At 67.0% G+C, this 16,993-nt stretch carries 22 protein-coding genes; 9 read left to right on the top strand and 13 right to left on the bottom strand.

Translation table 11 applies throughout. From position 1 onward, the window contains the following. Positions 1–18 precede the first annotated feature (18 nt). Both ACO07J_RS21755 and rpoZ read right to left on the bottom strand, forming a co-directional pair. Complete coding sequence (locus ACO07J_RS21755; RefSeq protein WP_422032889.1) at positions 19–2,154, bottom strand: RelA/SpoT family protein; 2,136 nt, start codon at positions 2,152–2,154, stop codon at positions 19–21. Positions 2,155–2,186: 32 nt separating this feature from the next. Further along, positions 2,187–2,543: a DNA-directed RNA polymerase subunit omega gene (gene rpoZ, locus ACO07J_RS21750; RefSeq protein ID WP_422032887.1), complete on the bottom strand. Its 357-nt coding sequence runs from the start codon at positions 2,541–2,543 to the stop codon at positions 2,187–2,189. Positions 2,544–2,751: 208 nt separating this feature from the next. Between rpoZ and ACO07J_RS21745 the strand changes: the two genes are divergently transcribed. Next, positions 2,752–3,285, top strand: coding sequence for an RICIN domain-containing protein (locus ACO07J_RS21745; RefSeq protein WP_422032885.1), 534 nt, complete (start codon positions 2,752–2,754; stop codon positions 3,283–3,285). Between the two features lie 5 nt (positions 3,286–3,290). Here ACO07J_RS21745 and folK read toward each other — a convergent pair whose 3' ends face one another. Then, positions 3,291–3,857 (bottom strand): 2-amino-4-hydroxy-6-hydroxymethyldihydropteridine diphosphokinase, encoded by a 567-nt coding sequence (gene folK / locus ACO07J_RS21740; protein WP_422032883.1) that lies wholly within the window; start codon positions 3,855–3,857, stop codon positions 3,291–3,293. A 167-nt stretch (positions 3,858–4,024) separates the two neighbouring features. On the opposite strand from folK, the gene ACO07J_RS21735 reads away from it, so the two are divergent. From ACO07J_RS21735 to rnhA, 6 genes are all read left to right on the top strand, one after another. Next, on the top strand, positions 4,025–4,600 hold the full coding sequence (locus tag ACO07J_RS21735) for an NYN domain-containing protein (RefSeq protein WP_422032881.1): 576 nt from the start codon (positions 4,025–4,027) through the stop codon (positions 4,598–4,600). A gap of 133 nt (positions 4,601–4,733) precedes the next feature. Beyond that, positions 4,734–5,684, top strand: coding sequence for a 4-hydroxy-3-methylbut-2-enyl diphosphate reductase (gene ispH / locus ACO07J_RS21730; RefSeq protein ID WP_422032879.1), 951 nt, complete (start codon positions 4,734–4,736; stop codon positions 5,682–5,684). A gap of 342 nt (positions 5,685–6,026) precedes the next feature. Continuing rightward, positions 6,027–6,638, top strand: a complete 612-nt coding sequence (locus tag ACO07J_RS21725) for a LysE family translocator (RefSeq protein ID WP_422032877.1) — start codon at positions 6,027–6,029, stop codon at positions 6,636–6,638. 124 nt (positions 6,639–6,762) lie between these two features. After that, positions 6,763–7,218, top strand: a complete 456-nt coding sequence (locus ACO07J_RS21720; RefSeq protein ID WP_422032875.1) for a DUF3429 domain-containing protein — start codon at positions 6,763–6,765, stop codon at positions 7,216–7,218. Further along, positions 7,215–7,808, top strand: coding sequence for a class I SAM-dependent methyltransferase (locus tag ACO07J_RS21715; RefSeq protein ID WP_422032873.1), 594 nt, complete (start codon positions 7,215–7,217; stop codon positions 7,806–7,808). Before ACO07J_RS21720 ends, ACO07J_RS21715 begins: the two co-directional genes overlap by 4 nt. Further along, complete coding sequence (gene rnhA / locus ACO07J_RS21710; protein WP_422032871.1) at positions 7,801–8,262, top strand: ribonuclease HI; 462 nt, start codon at positions 7,801–7,803, stop codon at positions 8,260–8,262. Before ACO07J_RS21715 ends, rnhA begins: the two co-directional genes overlap by 8 nt. A 108-nt stretch (positions 8,263–8,370) precedes the next feature. Here the strand turns inward: rnhA and ACO07J_RS21705 are convergent, their stop codons facing one another. From ACO07J_RS21705 to def (ACO07J_RS21685), 5 genes are all read right to left on the bottom strand, one after another. Further along, the gene (locus ACO07J_RS21705) at positions 8,371–8,613 is read right to left on the bottom strand and encodes a GlsB/YeaQ/YmgE family stress response membrane protein (protein WP_422032869.1); all 243 of its coding nucleotides are present in this window, start codon (positions 8,611–8,613) and stop codon (positions 8,371–8,373) included. Positions 8,614–8,619: 6 nt separating this feature from the next. Then, positions 8,620–8,862, bottom strand: coding sequence for a hypothetical protein (locus ACO07J_RS21700; protein WP_300891248.1), 243 nt, complete (start codon positions 8,860–8,862; stop codon positions 8,620–8,622). Positions 8,863–8,875: 13 nt separating this feature from the next. Beyond that, positions 8,876–9,781 carry a methionyl-tRNA formyltransferase gene (gene fmt / locus ACO07J_RS21695; protein WP_422032867.1) on the bottom strand — a complete coding sequence of 302 codons (906 nt, stop codon included), beginning with the start codon at positions 9,779–9,781 and terminating at the stop codon, positions 8,876–8,878. Between the two features lie 78 nt (positions 9,782–9,859). Then, the gene (def, locus tag ACO07J_RS21690; RefSeq protein ID WP_422032865.1) at positions 9,860–10,354 is read right to left on the bottom strand and encodes a peptide deformylase; all 495 of its coding nucleotides are present in this window, start codon (positions 10,352–10,354) and stop codon (positions 9,860–9,862) included. Further along, positions 10,351–10,869, bottom strand: a complete 519-nt coding sequence (gene def, locus ACO07J_RS21685; RefSeq protein WP_422032863.1) for a peptide deformylase — start codon at positions 10,867–10,869, stop codon at positions 10,351–10,353. Before def (ACO07J_RS21685) ends, def (ACO07J_RS21690) begins: the two co-directional genes overlap by 4 nt. 99 nt (positions 10,870–10,968) lie before the next feature. Here def (ACO07J_RS21685) and ACO07J_RS21680 point away from each other — a divergent pair, with 99 nt between their 5' ends. Continuing rightward, complete coding sequence (locus tag ACO07J_RS21680) at positions 10,969–12,138, top strand: MalY/PatB family protein (protein WP_422032861.1); 1,170 nt, start codon at positions 10,969–10,971, stop codon at positions 12,136–12,138. After that, positions 12,135–12,668, top strand: coding sequence for a L,D-transpeptidase family protein (locus ACO07J_RS21675; RefSeq protein WP_422032859.1), 534 nt, complete (start codon positions 12,135–12,137; stop codon positions 12,666–12,668). The genes ACO07J_RS21680 and ACO07J_RS21675 overlap by 4 nt, the downstream gene beginning before the upstream one ends. Positions 12,669–12,677: 9 nt before the next feature. Here ACO07J_RS21675 and ACO07J_RS21670 read toward each other — a convergent pair whose 3' ends face one another. From ACO07J_RS21670 to cobI, 5 genes are all read right to left on the bottom strand, one after another. After that, the gene (locus tag ACO07J_RS21670) at positions 12,678–13,028 is read right to left on the bottom strand and encodes a hypothetical protein (protein ID WP_422032857.1); all 351 of its coding nucleotides are present in this window, start codon (positions 13,026–13,028) and stop codon (positions 12,678–12,680) included. 90 nt (positions 13,029–13,118) lie between these two features. Beyond that, positions 13,119–13,886, bottom strand: a complete 768-nt coding sequence (cobM, locus tag ACO07J_RS21665) for a precorrin-4 C(11)-methyltransferase (protein ID WP_422032855.1) — start codon at positions 13,884–13,886, stop codon at positions 13,119–13,121. Beyond that, positions 13,883–14,413, bottom strand: a complete 531-nt coding sequence (locus ACO07J_RS21660) for a DUF6882 domain-containing protein (protein WP_422032853.1) — start codon at positions 14,411–14,413, stop codon at positions 13,883–13,885. Before ACO07J_RS21660 ends, cobM begins: the two co-directional genes overlap by 4 nt. Further along, entirely contained in the window at positions 14,410–16,218 is a 1,809-nt protein-coding gene (cobJ, locus tag ACO07J_RS21655; protein WP_422032851.1) for a precorrin-3B C(17)-methyltransferase, read from the bottom strand. Before cobJ ends, ACO07J_RS21660 begins: the two co-directional genes overlap by 4 nt. Then, on the bottom strand, positions 16,209–16,910 hold the full coding sequence (cobI, locus tag ACO07J_RS21650) for a precorrin-2 C(20)-methyltransferase (protein ID WP_422032850.1): 702 nt from the start codon (positions 16,908–16,910) through the stop codon (positions 16,209–16,211). Before cobI ends, cobJ begins: the two co-directional genes overlap by 10 nt. Positions 16,911–16,993 lie beyond the last annotated feature (83 nt).

Genomic DNA, 16,993 nt, shown 5'->3' with positions numbered 1-16,993 from the left:
CTTGCGCGGCTCCCCGGTTCACTTGTTCTCCCCGCCACCGGCCCGGCCCGGATCGCGGAAACGCTCTATCGCGGCCACATCGCTTTCCGCGTCCAGTGCCGAGATCACGCTGTGAAGATGCTCGGCATCGCGCAACTCGACATCGATCAGCAGGCGGTAAAAATCCGGTTTGCGGTCGACGAATGTCAGGTCCGAGATATTGGCCTTCTGCTCTCCGATCAATGTGCAAATACGTCCCAGCACGCCCGCGTCGTTGCTCATCGTGATATCGAGCGTCACCTCGTACTCGGCCGGATGCTTGCCGGCGTGCCAATGAAGGTCAAGCCAGCGGCCCGGCTGATCGTCGTAGGCCGACAGCGCCTCGCAGTCGATCGTATGCACCACGACACCCTTGCCGCGATAGGTTATGCCCACGATACGCTCGCCCGGCAGGGGCTGGCAACAGCGGGCGCGGTCAAAGCTCTGGTTCCGGCCCAGCCCGATCACCGCACGGTCGCGGCCGACCACGTTGCTCTCGTCCGGGGCAATGTCGGGATAGACCGCGTGCAGCACCTGCTGCGCGGTTAGCTCGGCACTGCCCAGCCGGGCCAGGACCTCGTCGGCATTCTTCAGCCGAAGCGTCTTGGCGGCGGCGGTCAACGCCTTTTCGGTCGCGCGCTTGCGCACATGTTCGAAGGCCGACCGCGCCAGTTCCCGGCCCAGCTTGATATACCGGTCGCGGTCCAGCTCCCTCAGCGCCCGGCGAATGGCCGCCCGCGCCTTGCCGGTGGTGGCGATATCCAGCCACGTCGCCTGCGGCGTCTGCCCGTCGGCGGTGATCACCTCGACCGACTGGCCGTTCTTGATCCGCGTCCACAAGGGTACCCGCATCCCGTCGATCTTGGCGCCGACGCAGGCATGGCCGATCCGCGTGTGAATGGCATAGGCAAAGTCGATCGGCGTCGCCCCCCGCGGAAGCTTCACCACGTCCCCCTTCGGCGTGAAGCAGAACACCTTGTCCGAATACATCTCCAGCTTCACGGCCTCGAGGAAATCCTCGTGATCCTCTTCCGAATCGAACTGTTCGGTCAGGCTGGAAATCCATTTGGCCGGGTCGACCGCGAACGGGTTCTCCGAGCGCACACCGTCGCGATAGGACCAGTGCGCCGCCACCCCGGTCTCGGCCACGTCATGCATCTGGCGGGTCCGGATCTGCACCTCGACCCGCTTGCCGTCGCGCCCCGACACCGTGGTGTGGATCGAGCGATAGCCGTTCGACTTGGGCTGGCTGATGTAATCCTTGAACCGCCCCGGCACGGCCCGCCACCGCTGGTGGATGGCGCCCAGCACGCGATAGCAATCCTCTTCCGAGGCGGTGATGATACGGAAGCCGTAGATGTCCGACAGGCGGGAGAAGCCCATCTCCTTTTCCTGCATCTTCCGCCAGATCGAATAGGGCTTCTTGGCGCGGCCCAGCACATCCGCCTCTATCCCCGCCTTGTCCAGCTCGTGCCGCATGTCCGAGGTGATCCGCTCGATCACGTCGCCGGCTTCCTTCTGCAGCGTGATGAACCGCCGGATGATCGAGGCCCGCGCATCCGGGTTGATCACCCGGAAGGCAAGATCCTCCAGCTCCTCGCGCATCCACTGCATGCCCATCCGGCCCGCCAGCGGCGCGAAGATATCCATCGTCTCCCGCGCTTTCTTGAGCTGCTTCTCGGGCCGCATCGCCTTGATCGTGCGCATGTTGTGCAGCCGGTCGGCCAGCTTCACCAGGATCACCCGCATGTCCTTCGACATCGCCATGAACAGCTTGCGGAAATTCTCGGCCTGCTGGGTCTCGGTGCTGGAAAGCTGCAGGTTGGTCAGCTTGGTGACGCCATCGACAAGGTCGGCGATCTCCGGCCCGAATTTCTCGGCCACGATCTTGTACGAGGCGCGGGTGTCCTCGATCGTGTCGTGCAGCAGGGCGGTGACGATGGTCGCATCGTCCAGCCGCTGCTCGGCCAGGATGGCGGCCACGGCGGCAGGGTGCGTGAAATAGGGCTCGCCCGAGTGGCGGAACTGCCCCTCGTGCATCTCGCGGCCGAAATCGAAGGCCGCGGTGATCAGTTTTTCATCGGTGCGCGGGTTATAGGTGCGGACAAGCTCGATAAGGTCTTGTGCCGCGATCATGCCGTGCGAAACCCCTCAAGGCGGGGAACAGGTCAGCCCTGCCCCTGCGCCTCCATCAGCGCCCGCAGAAGGTTCTCTTCCGACATGTCGTCCTCGACCGGCTTGTCCGGCTCGCCGCCGCCCATCAGCAGCGCCATGGAATCGTCTTCCGGCTCGTCCACCTCGATCTGGGTCTGGTTCGACTCGATCAGCCGCTCGCGCAGCTCGTCGGCCGATTGCGTCTCCTCGGCGATCTCGCGCAGGGCGACAACCGGGTTCTTGTCGTTGTCGCGGTCCACGGTGATCTGCGATCCGGCGGAAATCTCGCGCGCCCGGTGGGCGGCAAGCATCACCAGATCGAACCGGTTCGGAACCTTGTCGACGCAATCTTCGGTTGTCACGCGGGCCATGAGACCTCCAGAGGGGTGGCACAGAAATATGGAAGTGCCTTATCTAAATCCTCTCCGCCCGGTTTACAAGGAGATATTTGGCGCCCGCCCCCCGGTTCCGGCGCCCGTTTTCACAAGAAAGATTGATTTATCCCGGCCACCGCCTAACGATACTCCGGGCAGTGCCTCTCCATTCGGGAACGCCTGCCATTCATCGGAGATTTCAGCCATGTCCGCCTCCCCGGTTTCCCGCCCCGTTTCCGCCCTTGCCACCGCGTTACTCCTGCTCCTCGCCGCCCCCGCCTCGGCCTTCGACACGTCGGTCTTCTACAAGCTCTCCACCGATTTCCGCGGGCCCGGAATGCAGCTCGACATCGCCAATGGCGGGGCAATGAACAACTTCAGCCACCTTGCGCCTGCCGGCAACTACTCGGGCCAGTACTGGCGGCTCGAACCGGCGGGCGCCGACCGCTACCGCCTGACGACCGAATTCCGCGGCCGCGACATGTGCCTCGACGTGGTCAACGGCGGGCCGCAGGACAACATGACCCACCTCGCGCCCTGCGGGAACTATTCCGGCCAGTTCTGGACGATCCGGCCCGACAACAACCGCTATCGGCTGACCACCGATTTCCGCGGGCCGAACATGTGCCTCGACGTCCATAATGGCGGCGGGCTCGACAATTTCACCCATCTCGTGCCCTGCGCCAACTATAGCGGCCAATACTGGGCGCTGATCCCCACGGGCCGCCCCGCCAACTGACGGGCTCAGAGCGGCACGACCTCCTCCCGGGCGGCTTGCGGCAGGGCTTCCACCATCTCGGCCACGCTCCGGCCCAGCACCGGGTGGCGCCAGTCCGGTGCCACCTCGGCCAGGGGCACCAGCACGAACGGCCGGTCCTGTAACCGCGGATGCGGCAGGATCAGCCGGTCGGGCGCCTGCCGCTTCTGCTCTTCCAGGGGCAGATCCAGCCAGGCCCGATACCCCACCTCGTCGGGCAGCACCGTGTCCCCCACCGCGATCAGGTCGAGGTCGAGCACCCGCTGGCCCCAGCGCTGCACCCGCTCCCGCCCGAACTCGGCCTCGATCCGGTGCAACAGTGCCAGCAGCGCCCCCGCCCCGCCCTCGAAATGCAGCCGTGCGGCGGCGTTCACGTAATCCGGCCCGGCCCCCGGCGGAAAACAGGGCGTGGCGAAAAACCGGCTCGTCACCACGTCCCTTGCGCCCGCCTCCGCCAGGGCCTGGAGCGCGGAACGCAGCGTCACGTCCGGCGCACCGGCGGCCGACGGCAGGTTCGCGCCGAGCGCGATCAGATAAAATTGATCTTTTGACACAACGTCTTGTCCGGTTTACCGCTCAAAGTTGAATTTAGGTCTCATGAAACGCCCTTGTGCATCCCGAGAACAAATCCTATCCTCCTTGGCCAGCCCACTCCGGGAATTGCACTCCCACCACTCACACTCGAAACCGGACCGGGCTCTACATTTGAAAGGACATTTCGATGTTTTACAAGGACGAACGGCTTGCGCTGTTCATCGATGGTTCCAACCTGTATGCGGCGGCCAAATCCCTGGGCTTCGACATCGATTACAAGCTGCTTCGTGCCGAATTCATGCGCCGTGGCAAGCTTCTGAGGGCGTTCTACTACACCGCGCTCCTCGAGAATGACGAGTATTCGCCCATCCGCCCGCTGGTCGACTGGCTGAACTACAACGGCTTTTCCATGGTCACCAAGCCGGCCAAGGAATACACCGACAGCCAGGGCCGCCGGAAGGTCAAGGGCAACATGGATATCGAGCTTGCGGTCGATGCCATGGAACTCGCCCCGCGCGTGGACCATATCGTGCTCTTCTCCGGCGACGGCGATTTCCGCCCGCTGGTGGAAAGCCTGCAGCGCCAGGGCGTGCGCGTCTCGGTCGTGTCGACCATCCGCAGCCAGCCGCCGATGATCTCCGACGACCTGCGCCGCCAGGCCGACAACTTCATCGAGCTGGAAGACCTCAAGGACGTGATCGGCCGCCCCCCGCGCGACAACCAGAACTCCGAGCGCGAAACGGCCTACGCCCAGGAAAACTGACCCCTCGGGCCAGAAGCGCCCTGACCTGGCACCATCCGGCCCGGGCGCCCGCCGCCCGGGCCTTCGCATGTCCGCCCCCTCTGGACGCGGGCCGCCACAGGCCTTACCTCTGGCCCACGACGCAGGAGGCCCGATGACCAAACCGCCCCTCACCCTCTACCTCGCCGCCCCGCGCGGCTTCTGCGCCGGTGTCGACCGGGCAATCAAGATCGTCGAGATGGCGCTGCAGAAATGGGGCGCCCCGGTCTACGTGCGCCACGAGATCGTGCACAACAAGTACGTGGTCGACGACCTGCGTGCCAAGGGCGCCGTCTTCGTCGAAGAGCTTGAGGACTGCCCCGCCGACCGGCCCGTCATCTTCTCGGCCCACGGCGTGCCCAAGGCCGTCCCGGCCGAGGCCGCCCGCCGCGAGATGGTCTATGTCGACGCCACCTGCCCGCTGGTCTCCAAGGTCCATATCGAGGCCGAGCGCCACGCCGCCAACGGCCTCCAGATCATCATGATCGGCCATGCCGGCCACCCCGAGACCATCGGCACCATGGGCCAGCTGCCCGAGGGCGACGTGCTGCTTGTCGAAACCGTGGCCGACGTGGCCAATGTCACCGTCCGCGACCCCGGGAAGCTGGCCTTCGTCACCCAGACCACCCTCTCGGTCGACGACACCACCGATATCGTCACGGCGCTGAACGCCCGCTTCCCGGCCATCAAGGGCCCGCACAAGGAAGACATCTGCTACGCCACCACCAACCGGCAGGAAGCGGTCAAGGCGATGGCCGCAAAGGCCGACGCCATGCTGGTGGTGGGCGCGCCCAACTCGTCGAACTCCCGCCGGCTGGTCGAGGTCGGCGCCCGCGCGGGCTGCAGCTATTCCCAGCTCGTCCAGCGCGCCGCCGATATCGACTGGCGCGCGCTCGAGGGCATCACCTCCATCGGCATCACCGCCGGCGCCTCGGCGCCGGAAGTGCTCGTGGACGAGGTCATCGACGCCTTCCGCGCCCGCTACGACGTGACCACCGAACAGGTGGAAACCGCGCAGGAAAACGTCGAATTCAAGGTCCCCCGCGTCCTCCGCGAACCCGCCTGATCTGGGCGCCGCCGTTTTCCGCGCGGAAAACGCCCCGGAAAATGCGCATTTTCCGGGCCCCGAACCCGAAGCGGGGCCACCTGAACCTCTACGCACCGGGCACAACCCGGCGCGCCTTGCATCATTTGGTTCCAATTGGCCCCTGCTCAGGGGCCGGATTGGGCCGAGAAGGGTTGCACACGGAGCCTGAGCCTCGGAAATCCCACCCTCCGTGTCGGAACCCCGCCCCGGGCCTGACCCGGGGCCTCTCCCACCTCCGCAACCACGCACGCAAACCCCGCACTTGATCCCCGGCCACCCCCGAGCCTAAGCTCCGGCCAACCCCAGCCGCGAGACCCGCTCATGACCCTTCAGTTCCTCATCACCGCCCTTGTCGTCGTCATCGCCCCCGGCACCGGCGTGATCTACACGCTGGCAATCGGCCTGGGCCAGGGCCGCCGCGCCTCGGCCTTCGCGGCGCTCGGCTGCACGCTCGGCATCGTTCCGCATATCCTCGCGGCCACGCTCGGCCTCGCCGCCGTCCTCCACGCCTCGGCCCTCCTCTTCCAGATCGTCAAGTTCGCGGGCGTCGCCTACCTGCTCTACCTCGCCTGGCAGGCGCTCAAATCCGACGGCGCCCTCGCCGTCCGCCCCGACGCGCGGGCCGAGCCCGGCCTGACCGTCGCCCGCCGCGGCGCGCTGATCAACATCCTCAACCCCAAGCTCTCGATCTTTTTCCTCGCCCTCCTGCCGCCCTTCCTGTCGGGCAACCCGGCCAGCGCCACGACCGAGATGCTGGCCCTCGGCGGCGTCTTCATGGCCCTCACCCTCGCGGTGTTCCTGCTCTACGGCCTCTTCGCCGCCGCCGCCCGCGACCGCCTGCTCGCCTCGGAACGGATCATGCGCTGGCTCGGCCGCGGCTTCGCGGCGATCTTCGCCGCCCTCGCAGGCCGCCTCGCCTTCGAGCGCGCCTGATCCCGCGCCCCACGCCTCGGGCCCGTCCCGGGGCCTCGCGCCTCCCAAGCCGCAAACCCCACCCTTGAACCCGCCCCGCCCGGGCCTTACACCCGACCCACCACGCCACGGCCCGGATACCCCCTTGACCGACATCCCCCGCACGCCCCTCCTGCTCGGCTTCGCCGGCCTCGCCCCCTTCGTCTGGAGCGTCCTCACCGTGCTCCAGCCGGGGCTCGCGGAATGGGGCGCGCGCGCACTCGGGCCGCGCTTCGCCGGGGCCTATGTCATGCTGTTCTACGGCGCCATCATCCTCGCCTTCATGTCCGGCGTGCTCTGGGGCTTCGCCACGCGGCTCGACGGTTCCCGCGCCACCACCGGCTACATCCTCTCGGTCCTGCCCGCGCTCTGGGCCTTCTTCACCACCGGCGGCGGCGTCACCTCCGCCGGGCTCTCGCTCATCGCGGGCTTCATCGCCATCCTCGGCATCGACTGGTATTTCTGGCGGATGGGCGCGGCGCCGGAATGGTGGATGCAACTCCGCCTGCTGCTCACCATCGTCGTCACCACCTGCCTCGCGATCGGAGTGATCTTCTCATGACAGCCGACAAGCAAACCCTCGACGTCTACGCCGCCAAGCGCGACGATTACGTCCGCACCATGGATGCACAATCCGACGACCCCCAGCTCACCGCCTTCATCGGCGCCCTGCCCTCGAGCGCCCATGCGCTCGACCTCGGGTGCGGGCCGGGCTGGGCAGCGGCGCAAATGGCCGAAGCGGGGCTGACCGTCACAGCCACCGACGCCTCGCCGGAGATGGTCGAGCTCGCCAGCCAGATCGCCGGCGTCACCGCCCGGGTGGCCAGCTTCGACGACATCACCGAAACCGACGCCTATGACGGCATCTGGGCGCATTTCTCCCTCCTCCACGCCCCGCGCGAGGCCATGCCCCGCCACCTCGCCGCCCTGCGCCGTGCGCTGAAACCCGGCGGGCTCTTCCATATCGGCATGAAAACCGGCGCAGGCGCGCATCGCGACGCGCTCGGCCGCCACTACACCTACTACACCGCCGAGGAACTGCACACGCTGCTCACCGACGCGGGCTTCACCCCCTTCTCCTCGCATACCGGCACCGACAAGGGCCTTGCCGGCACGATGGACCCCTGGATCACGATCGCCGCCCATGGCTGAGCTCTTCGCCTATACCGACGGGGCCTGTTCCGGCAATCCCGGCCCGGGCGGCTGGGGCGTGCTGCTTCAGGCCATCGACGGCGACACCGTCGTCAGGGAACGCGAATTGAAGGGCGGCGAGGCCGAGACCACCAACAACCGCATGGAGCTTCTCGCCGCGATCCACGCGCTCGAGGCGCTGAAATCCCCCTCCCCCATCACCATCGTCACCGACAGCGCCTATGTGAAGAACGGCGTCACCGGCTGGATCTTCGGCTGGAAGAAGAACGGCTGGAAAACCGCCGCGAAGAAGCCGGTCAAGAACGCCGAACTCTGGCAACGCCTCGACGCGGCCCAGGCCCGCCACAAGGTCACCTGGGAATGGGTCAAGGGCCATGCCGGCCACCCCGAGAACGAACGCGCCGACGCCCTCGCCCGCGCCGGCATGAAACCCTTCAAGCCGGCCAGGGGCTGAGCACCCAAGCCTTTCATCTTTCTCCAAATACTCGAATCGCTTCGCCCAGACGCAGGCGCAGCGCATTGAGTATTTTCGGAAAGATGAAACCTGGGCGGCGCGCCCGGCCTACCGCCGTCCCACCCAGTAGGTCCGGTAGATCCAGATCAGAAGCAGCGCCCCCAGCACCGCCCCGATCAGCCCGGCCAGGATGCCCAGCACCGCCAGCGCAAGTTGCAGCACCAGCCCGCCGATCAGCGCACCCGCGATGCCGATGCCGATCGTGGGCAGAAGGCCCGCCTCGACCCGCATGATCCGCGTCGCAAGATACCCGGCGACCGCGCCGATGATGACGAGAAAGATGATGTTCATCGCCGCTTACCTCCCCTTGCGCCAATGCGTCGGCACGATGATCAGCGCGCCGATGGACGAGATGATCGCATCCACCCCCGGCGCGCCGAACCGCAGCCCGAACATGATGCGGACGAAATAGAACAGGAACGCCCCGCCCACGCAGATAATGATCGACGGCAGGTAACCGTTCCGCGTGAAGCCCGATTTCTCGCTGACATAACCCACGATGCCCGCGATCACGACCGTGCCGAAAAGCTGCAGGAACATGCGCGCCCCCTCTCTACAACCGCGTGCCCGCGGGCAGCTTCGTGCCGCGCAGGAACTCCTCCGCATCCTGCGGCCCCCGGCCCGCCCGCTGCAAGCGCAAAACCTGCACCGCACCCTCGCCGCAGGCCACGGTCAGCGCCTCGTCCAGCACCTCGCCGGGCGTGCCCCCGCCCTCCACCACGCGCGAGGCCAGCAGCTTGATCCGCTGCCCGTCCACCTCGATCCAGGCGCCGGGAAAGGGCGAAAGCCCCCGGATCTTGCCATCGACCTCCGCGGCGGGCGCGGCCCAGTCGACCCGCGCCTCGGCCTTGTCGATCTTTTCGGCATAACTCACGCCGGCCTCGGGCTGCGCCTCCGGCTTCAGCTCCTCCAGCCGCGCCAGCGCCTCGACGATCAGCGCCGCGCCCATCGCCGAGAGCCGATCATGCAGGGAACCGGTCGTATCCACCGGCGCGATCGGCGTCGCCTGCCTGAGCAAGACCGGCCCGGTATCGAGCCCCGCCTCCATCTGCATGATGCACACGCCGGTTTCGGCATCGCCCGCCATGATCGCCCGGTGAATGGGTGCCGCCCCGCGCCAGCGCGGCAGAAGCGAGGCGTGGATATTCAGGCACCCGTGCTTCGGCATATCCAGCACCGCCTGCGGCAGGATCAGCCCATAGGCCACCACCACCGCCACATCCGCCTTCAGCGCCGCGAACTCCGCCTGCTCGGCCGCGCCCTTCAACCGCTCCGGATGCCGCACCTCCAGCCCCAGCGCCTCGGCCCTGGCATGCACCGGCGTCGGACGGTCCTTCTTGCCCCGGCCCGCCGGTCGCGGCGGCTGGCAATAGACCGCCGCCACCTCGTGCCCGGCCTCCACCAGCGCCTCCAGCACCGGCACCGAGAAATCGGGCGTTCCCATGAAAACCACGCGCATCGGTGTCCCCTTTCCTTCGCCGTCAAACGGTTACGGCCCGTGGGGTGGGTGCCAACCCACCTCTCACCACCACCCGCCTTACCCGGCCTTCTTCGCCTTCCGAAACAGCATGTCCCGCTTCACCTTGCCCAGCCGGTCGAAGTAAAGCCGCCCGTTCAGATGGTCGATCTGGTGCTGCACCGAGGTCGCCCAGAGCCCGACGAAATCACGCTCCTCCACCTCTCCGGCCTCGTTGAGAAACCGCACCGTCACCGCCCGGGGCCTTCTCACCTTGGCCGACACGCCGGGCAGGTTCGGGCTCGCCTCCTCGTGCTCGCGCAGCTCGATACTGGCATGCAGAACCTCGGGGTTGGCCATCTTCACCGCCTTCCCCCGCTCGGCGCTCGCATCCACCACCGCCAGCCGCAGCATCACGCCGATCTGCGTCGCGGCCAAGCCCACGCCCGGCATCGCCTCCATCGTGTCGATCATGTCGCCCCAGGTGGCGCGGATCTCGTCGGTAATCTCGTCGACCGGCTCGGCCTTGCGCCGCAACCGCCCGTCGGGCCAGGGCAGACAGCGCCGAATGCTCACGCCCGCGCCTTTTCCCGCTTCAGCTTCTGCATCCGGCGGGTGATCATCTGCCGCTTCATCGGCCCGAGGTAATCGATGAACAGCTTGCCGTTCAGGTGGTCGATCTCGTGCTGCACGCAGGTCGCCCACAGCCCGTCGAACGTCTCCTGCTGCTCGTTCCCGTCAAGATCGATCCAGCGCACGTCGACCAGTTTCGGCCGCGTCACCTCGGCATATTGCTCAGGGATCGACAGGCAGCCTTCCTCGTAGACGTTCTTTTCATCCGAACTCGCCACGATTTCCGGGTTGATCAGCACCATCGGCCGCGGCGTCTCGTGCTCTTCCTTCATGCAATCCATCACCAGCAGGCGGCTCATCACCCCCACCTGCGGCGCCGCCAGGCCGATGCCCGGCGCGTCATACATGGTTTCCAGCATATCGTCCGCCAGCGCGCGCAGCTCGTCCGAGACGTCGCTCACGGGCTCGCACACCTTTTTCAGGCGCGGGTCGGGATGGATGAGAATAGGCCGTTTCATGCAGCTTCATGTAGGCGATGCCCGCACGAGGCGCAACGCCTCTTGCGCTCGGGCCCCAGTGCGCTAGCTTGCCGCGACGGACCGGAAACCGGAGGCCCCATGACTTTCGACGACCCCATCGACCGCCGCGGCACCAACGCCACCAAGTGGGACAGGATGGAGGCCTATGGCGGCGTCTCTCCCGCGGACGGGATCGCGATGTGGGTGGCCGACATGGACTTCGCCGCCGCCCCCGTGCTGCAGGAAGCGGTGCAGGGCCTGCTGGACAAGGCCAATTACGGCTATTTCGCCTCCGACGCGAAGGCGATCGAGGCCGCCGCCTGGTGGATGAAGCACCGCCACGGATGGGCCGTCGACCCCGCCTGGATGACCAGCACGCTGGGCCTCGGCCATGCCATCGCCCTGCTGCTGGAAACCTTCACCGATCCGGGCGACGAGGTGATCATTTTCACCCCGGTCTACCACGAATTCACCAACAAGATCAGCAACTCCGGCCGCGTGGTGCACGAGTCACCGCTGGTCATCCGCGACGGGATCTACCACATGGATCTCGACGCGCTCGAAGCCGGCCTGACAGGCAAGGAAAAGGCCGTCCTGATCTCCTCCCCCCACAACCCGGCGGGCCGCATCTGGACGGCGGAAGAGCTGCAACAGTTGGCCGAGCTATGCGAGCGGCACGACCTGCTGATGATCTCCGACGAGATCCACCACGACCTGACCTTCCCGGGCCACGGCTACACCCCCTTCCTGGTCGCCGCGCCCGACATGGCCCACCGCACCATCGTCCTCACCGCCGCGTCGAAGACCTTCAACATCGCCGGCGCGCGCCATGCCGCCGTGACCATCCCAGAGGCGGAAAAGCGCAAGGCCTTCCGCCATGCACTCCTCGTCCACCAGACCCAGCCCAACCTTCTTGGCGTCGAGCTTACCGCCGCGGCCTACACACCGCGCGGTGCGGAATGGGTCGACGACCTGAAGGCCTACCTCGCCGGCAACGCCACCCGCTTCAACGACGGCGTGGCACAGGTTCCCGGCGCCGTACCGATGCCGATGCAATCCACCTACCTCGCCTGGGTCGACTTCGCCAATACCGGCCTGTCGATGGAGGATGTGCTGCATCGCGTCCACGACGACGCCCGCCTCGTGCCTTCCGTCGGCGGCTTCGGCACGGGGGGCGAGACCTTCCTGCGCTTCAACATCGGCACCCAGCGCGCCCGCGTGGAAGAGGCCGTCTCGCGCCTGCAAGACGCCTTCTCCGACCTGCAATGATCCGGTGGGCGCTGCGGGCGGCGGCGCTGGCCGTGCTCATCGCCGGCGGCGTCATCCTGTGGCAGCGCTTCGCCCTGCCACCGCCTGCACCACCCCTGCCGCCCCTCACCGAACAGATCGACCGGATCGAGATCGACAAGGGCCAGCGCCTGCTGACGGTCTTCAAAGGCGGCGAGGCGCTCCGAACCTACCCCATCGGCCTCGGTCGCGACCCCGTCGGCCCGAAAACCCGACAGGGCGACGGCCGCACGCCCGAAGGCACCTTCCGCATCGACCGCCGCAACCCCAACAGCAAGTTCAACCTCTCCCTCGGCATCGACTACCCGCAGCCACAGCATATCGCGGAAGCAAAGGCCAACGGCGTCTCCCCCGGCGGCGATATCTTCATCCACGGCCAGCCCAACGCCGTCAAAGGCCTGCGCACCCTGCCGGGCGACTGGACAGCCGGCTGCATCGCCGTCGCCGATAATGTCATAGAGGAACTCTGGCGCATCACGCCCATCGGAACCGAGGTAGTGATCCGCCCCTGACCCTCGCGGTCAGTCCTTCGCGATCAGCGCCACCGGCGCATTCTCCGGCTTCTCGAAATCCACCGGCTGCTCGCCCGTCGCCTCGGTCATGCGCTTGTACTCGAACCGCATCCGGTCGCCGTCTTCCTCCGACGCGACGATCAGGCATTGCGACAACAGCCGCTCGCCATCGTAAAGGTCGACCATGCCCCGCAGGTGATCCGCCACCGACAATTCCAGCGCGAACCCCTCGTCCCACGCCTCCAGCACGCGGAAGGTCTCCTCGCCCGCCTGCACCCGCAGCCGCTGGCTCTTCTTCAGCGCCCGCTTGCGGGCCTCGTCGAGCCCCTGCTGAACCTCCGGCGGCAGATAGGTTGTCATGATGAACCCCAACGCAAAATTACCGAGTCACCATGTAAAGCGTAAGCGCCGATTCTCAAAAGATATTTCGGCCCTCTCCGGGATTCTTCATCAAACTGTCGCTTTCGGGCGCAGAACATGCGGGATCGCCGGGTCGTACAGCGCGCTGTCGGTAAAGTCCGAAATCTCGCCCAGAACCGGCCCGACAAGGATCAGCGCCGTGCGCGTGATCTTCTCGTCCCGCACCTTCTTGCGAATGTCCGACAGCGTGCCGCGAATAAACATCTGGTCGGGCCAGCCCACGCGATAGGCCACCACCACCGGGCAATCCGCCCCGTAATAGGGTACCAGCACCCGCTCGATCTCCCTGAGCGCCCGAACGCCCAGATGGATTGCCAGCGTCGTCCGCGTCCGCGCGAAATTCTCCAGCGTCTCGCCCTCGGGCATCGAGGTCGATTTCATGCTCACCCGCGTCAAGACAATCGACTGTCCCACCTCCGGCACCGTCAACTCCTGCCCCAGCGCGGCCGCCGCCGCCGCATAGGCCGGCACCCCCGGAATGATCTGGTAATCGATCCCGTCTTTCCGCAACCGCCGGATCTGCTCCGCAATCGCCCCGTAAAGCGACGGATCGCCCGAATGCACCCGCGCCACGTCCTCGCCCCGCTGATGCGCCGCCACGATCTCGGCATGGGTGTCGTCCAGCGTCATCGGCGCGGTATCCATCACCCGCGCCCCCTCCGGCGCACAGGCCACCACCTCCGCCGGCACGAGGCTCCCGGCATAAAGGCACACCGGGCATTCCCCGATCACCCGCTCCGCCTTCTTGGTCAGCAACTCCGGGTCGCCCGGCCCGGCCCCGATGAAATAAACCGTCATTGTCCCAGAAGCCCCTTCAGCTGATCGTTCAGATAGTAACAGATGCACACCTTGCCGCCGCCGCCATGCTCGCCCATGAACACCCCGTCGGCGTCCGAGACATAGGCGCAGATCGCCATGTAATCCTTAAGCCGCTCTTCTTCCGTCGGCCCGCCCCGCGTCAGCAGTTCCTCGATCTGCTGCCGCTCGCCCAGCTGCTGCACGGCCCACGCCGCCTGCTGCATTGGCTCGACGACATCCGGATGGCCCCAGCCCCACATGAAGCTGCCATCGTCCGAATAGGTCCCGATCACCTGCGCATCCGCCGCCACCTCCGGCGCCCCGTCGAAGCTCCAGACAATCCGCCCCTTCTTCTGGTTCACCCGGAAATCACTGGCCTCTCCAAGCCGTTTCGCAAACTCCGATCCGGCCATCCGCGTCTCCATGAAGAACCGTGCGTTCACCGCCATCTGCCTGAAGGTCTCGGGCAACTGCGTCGCCCCGGCATCCGACATGCGCCCGGCGAACTCGAGCAGGATCCCGTTCATCCCGTGCCCTCCTTCTTCGCCAGGTCGCCGTCGATCTTCCGCGCATAGCCCCGCGGCGTGAACATCCTCGGCCCCTCGCCCAGCATGGCCAGCCGCGAATTGCTCGACCCCACCAGCACCACGGTCAGCATATCCACCTCGTCCACCTCCAGCTCATCCAGCCTGCGATAGCGCACATGCTCCTCCGGCCGCCCCAGCGAGGTCGCCAGCATCACCGGCGTCTCCCCCGGCCGATGCTGCAACAGGATATCCCTTGCCTCCGCCAGCAATGTCCGCCGTGTCTTGCTCACCGGGTTGTAGAAGGCGATCACGAAATCCCCCTCCGCCGCCGCGTGCAAGCGCCGGATAATATCGTCCCGCGGCGTCAGCAGATCGCTCAGGGAAATCGTACAGAAATCATGCCCCAACGGCGCCCCGGCCCGTGCCGCCGCGCCCTGCAACGCGCTCACGCCGGGCGAGCACACCACCTCGACCCGCCGCGCCGCATCGCTCACGCCCTGCGCCGCCGCGTCCCGATCCAGCAGCTCGAACACCAGCGCCCCCATCGCGTAAATCCCGGCATCGCCCGAGCACACCAGCGCCACGTTCTTCCCCAGCCCCGCCTGCTCCAGCGCATAACGGCACCGTGCCTCCTCCCCGCCCAGCGGGAAATCCGACCGTTCCTTGCCCGCGGCCAGCGGCCCCAGCAGGTCGATATACAAACCATAGCCCACTAGCTCATCCGCCTCGGCAATGAGCTTTGAGACCTCCGGCGTCCGCCACGTCGCCTGCCCCGGCCCGATCCCGACGACCGACAGCCGCCCGCGCGCCCGCCCCGGCATCTCCGTCACCGGCACGTCACAGCGCCCAACCGCACAGGTCGCATTCGCCGTCTTCCGCTTCTCGACCACCAGCGCCCCGCCACAGGCCAGCGCCGCGCCTTCCGAGACGCCATGACAGCCCACCTCGGCAAACACCACCTCGGACGGGTTCGCCAGCTTCGGCGTCTCCGCCTCCAGCTCCGCCGCCGTGAACAACCGGAGCGGCACCCCCAGCCGCCGCGCCACCTCGTTCATCGCCGGCTCGTCCGCCTTCAAATCAATCGTCGCCACGCAAGCCACCGCCCCCGGCGCAATCCCGGCCTCCGACAAGGTCGCCGCGACCAGTTCCCAAAGCTCCTCCGGATCGGCATTCCGCGCACAGCCCACGCCGACAACATGCCGCTGGGGATGATAGACCAGCCGCCGCTCGCCCCCCTCGACAGGCGCCTCGCTCACCACGAGTTCAACGGCCCCGCCGGTATCCTCGACGCCAAAGATGTTTTCCCCGGCAACAGACACACCGGCCCCGGACAACATCGCCGCCATCGCCGCCTTGGCATCGCCCGGATTGGCCAGCCGATACCCCTCCGGCGGCGCATCCAGCGCCACGCCCATCGCCACGTCGCCAGCCGTCGTCACCGCCGCGATACCTCCAAGCCCCTCGGCAATCTCCGCCGCCAGCCGGTTCGCCCCCCGGTGCCCGCCCAGCAGCGGCACCACCACGGCCCCGTCATCGCTGACCGACACCACCGGCGGCTCCGCCCGCTTGTCCGACAACATCGGCGCCACCGCCCGGATCAGGATGCCACTGGCACAAACCCCCACCACGGGCACACCCGCCGCAAACAAATCCCGCGCATGATCCAGCGCATTGCCGAAAAACGCATCCGCCTTGCCAACACGCCCTTCGCGCCCATGCACCTGCGCGCCCAACAGCGCCGCCACGCGATGCGCCACGTCCTCCCCCGACCGGCTCAGCGCCAGAACTACCGGTGTCACAGCCATGGATCGGCCCCTTTCGTCAGCAAAATCATCGAGAAATACGGCGCCTTCTCCGGCGCCTCCGCCAGCGGACACACCACCTCGCCCGGCAGGCTCGCGCGCTCCACGTAAACCGCCTGCCCCCCATACCCGAGGGCCTCGATCACCCCCCGGATCTTCGGCAAATGCCGTCCCACCTTCATGATCACGACGCTCTCCGCGCCCTCGATCCGCGCCCTGAGCTCATCCTCGGGCAAGGGTCCCGGCAACACCGTCACCCGCTCGTTCCGCGCCGCCAGCGGCATCCCCGCCCTTGCGGCACAGGCGGTGATCGACGTCACCCCCGGCACCACCTCCACCTCGAACCGCCCCGACAAGCGCGCGAACAGATACATGAATGAGCCATAGAAAAACGGGTCTCCCTCGCAGAGGCAAACCACGTCCTCCCCCGCCTCCAGCACCGCCGCGATCTCCGCCGCACCGGTGTCATACGCCGCCTGCGCCGGCCCGCGCTCGGTGGTCATCGGCACATCCATCACGATCTCCCGCACCCCGGGCGAAATCGCCCCCGCCGCGATCGACCGCGCAAAACTCTCAGCCCCCGCCAGCGCCGGATAAGCCACCACCTTGGCCCCCGAAATCAACCGATGCGCCCGTAAGGTCATCAACTCCGGATCCCCCGGCCCCAGCCCGACCCCATACAAAACGCCGCTCACGAAGCACACCCCCAAGCTTCTTCTTGGCCCAAATATCCCCGCCGGAGGCATCCCGCACTCTCGCCAAGCGCCATCATTGGAAG

This window comes from Roseovarius sp. (assembly GCF_965228755.1).
Classification (GTDB): Bacteria; Pseudomonadota; Alphaproteobacteria; order Rhodobacterales; family Rhodobacteraceae; genus Roseovarius.
Note: the sequence above shows the minus strand (reverse complement) of the source record. Positions and strands in the feature narration are given on the sequence as shown.

Bases quoted from the DNA above. Each gene is read 5' to 3' on its own strand.
- ACO07J_RS21755 (WP_422032889.1), bottom strand. From the start codon at position 2,154: ATGATCGCGGCACAAGACCTTATCGAGCTTGTCCGCACCTATAACCCG.
- rpoZ (WP_422032887.1), bottom strand. From the start codon at position 2,543: ATGGCCCGCGTGACAACCGAAGATTGCGTCGACAAGGTTCCGAACCGG.
- ACO07J_RS21745 (WP_422032885.1), top strand. From the start codon at position 2,752: ATGTCCGCCTCCCCGGTTTCCCGCCCCGTTTCCGCCCTTGCCACCGCG.
- ACO07J_RS21735 (WP_422032881.1), top strand. From the start codon at position 4,025: ATGTTTTACAAGGACGAACGGCTTGCGCTGTTCATCGATGGTTCCAAC.
- ispH (WP_422032879.1), top strand. From the start codon at position 4,734: ATGACCAAACCGCCCCTCACCCTCTACCTCGCCGCCCCGCGCGGCTTC.
- ACO07J_RS21725 (WP_422032877.1), top strand. From the start codon at position 6,027: ATGACCCTTCAGTTCCTCATCACCGCCCTTGTCGTCGTCATCGCCCCC.
- ACO07J_RS21715 (WP_422032873.1), top strand. From the start codon at position 7,215: ATGACAGCCGACAAGCAAACCCTCGACGTCTACGCCGCCAAGCGCGAC.
- rnhA (WP_422032871.1), top strand. From the start codon at position 7,801: ATGGCTGAGCTCTTCGCCTATACCGACGGGGCCTGTTCCGGCAATCCC.
- ACO07J_RS21705 (WP_422032869.1), bottom strand. From the start codon at position 8,613: ATGAACATCATCTTTCTCGTCATCATCGGCGCGGTCGCCGGGTATCTT.
- ACO07J_RS21700 (WP_300891248.1), bottom strand. From the start codon at position 8,862: ATGTTCCTGCAGCTTTTCGGCACGGTCGTGATCGCGGGCATCGTGGGT.
- fmt (WP_422032867.1), bottom strand. From the start codon at position 9,781: ATGCGCGTGGTTTTCATGGGAACGCCCGATTTCTCGGTGCCGGTGCTG.
- def (WP_422032863.1), bottom strand. From the start codon at position 10,869: ATGAAACGGCCTATTCTCATCCATCCCGACCCGCGCCTGAAAAAGGTG.
- ACO07J_RS21680 (WP_422032861.1), top strand. From the start codon at position 10,969: ATGACTTTCGACGACCCCATCGACCGCCGCGGCACCAACGCCACCAAG.
- ACO07J_RS21675 (WP_422032859.1), top strand. From the start codon at position 12,135: ATGATCCGGTGGGCGCTGCGGGCGGCGGCGCTGGCCGTGCTCATCGCC.
- ACO07J_RS21670 (WP_422032857.1), bottom strand. From the start codon at position 13,028: ATGACAACCTATCTGCCGCCGGAGGTTCAGCAGGGGCTCGACGAGGCC.
- cobM (WP_422032855.1), bottom strand. From the start codon at position 13,886: ATGACGGTTTATTTCATCGGGGCCGGGCCGGGCGACCCGGAGTTGCTG.
- ACO07J_RS21660 (WP_422032853.1), bottom strand. From the start codon at position 14,413: ATGAACGGGATCCTGCTCGAGTTCGCCGGGCGCATGTCGGATGCCGGG.
- cobJ (WP_422032851.1), bottom strand. From the start codon at position 16,218: ATGGCTGTGACACCGGTAGTTCTGGCGCTGAGCCGGTCGGGGGAGGAC.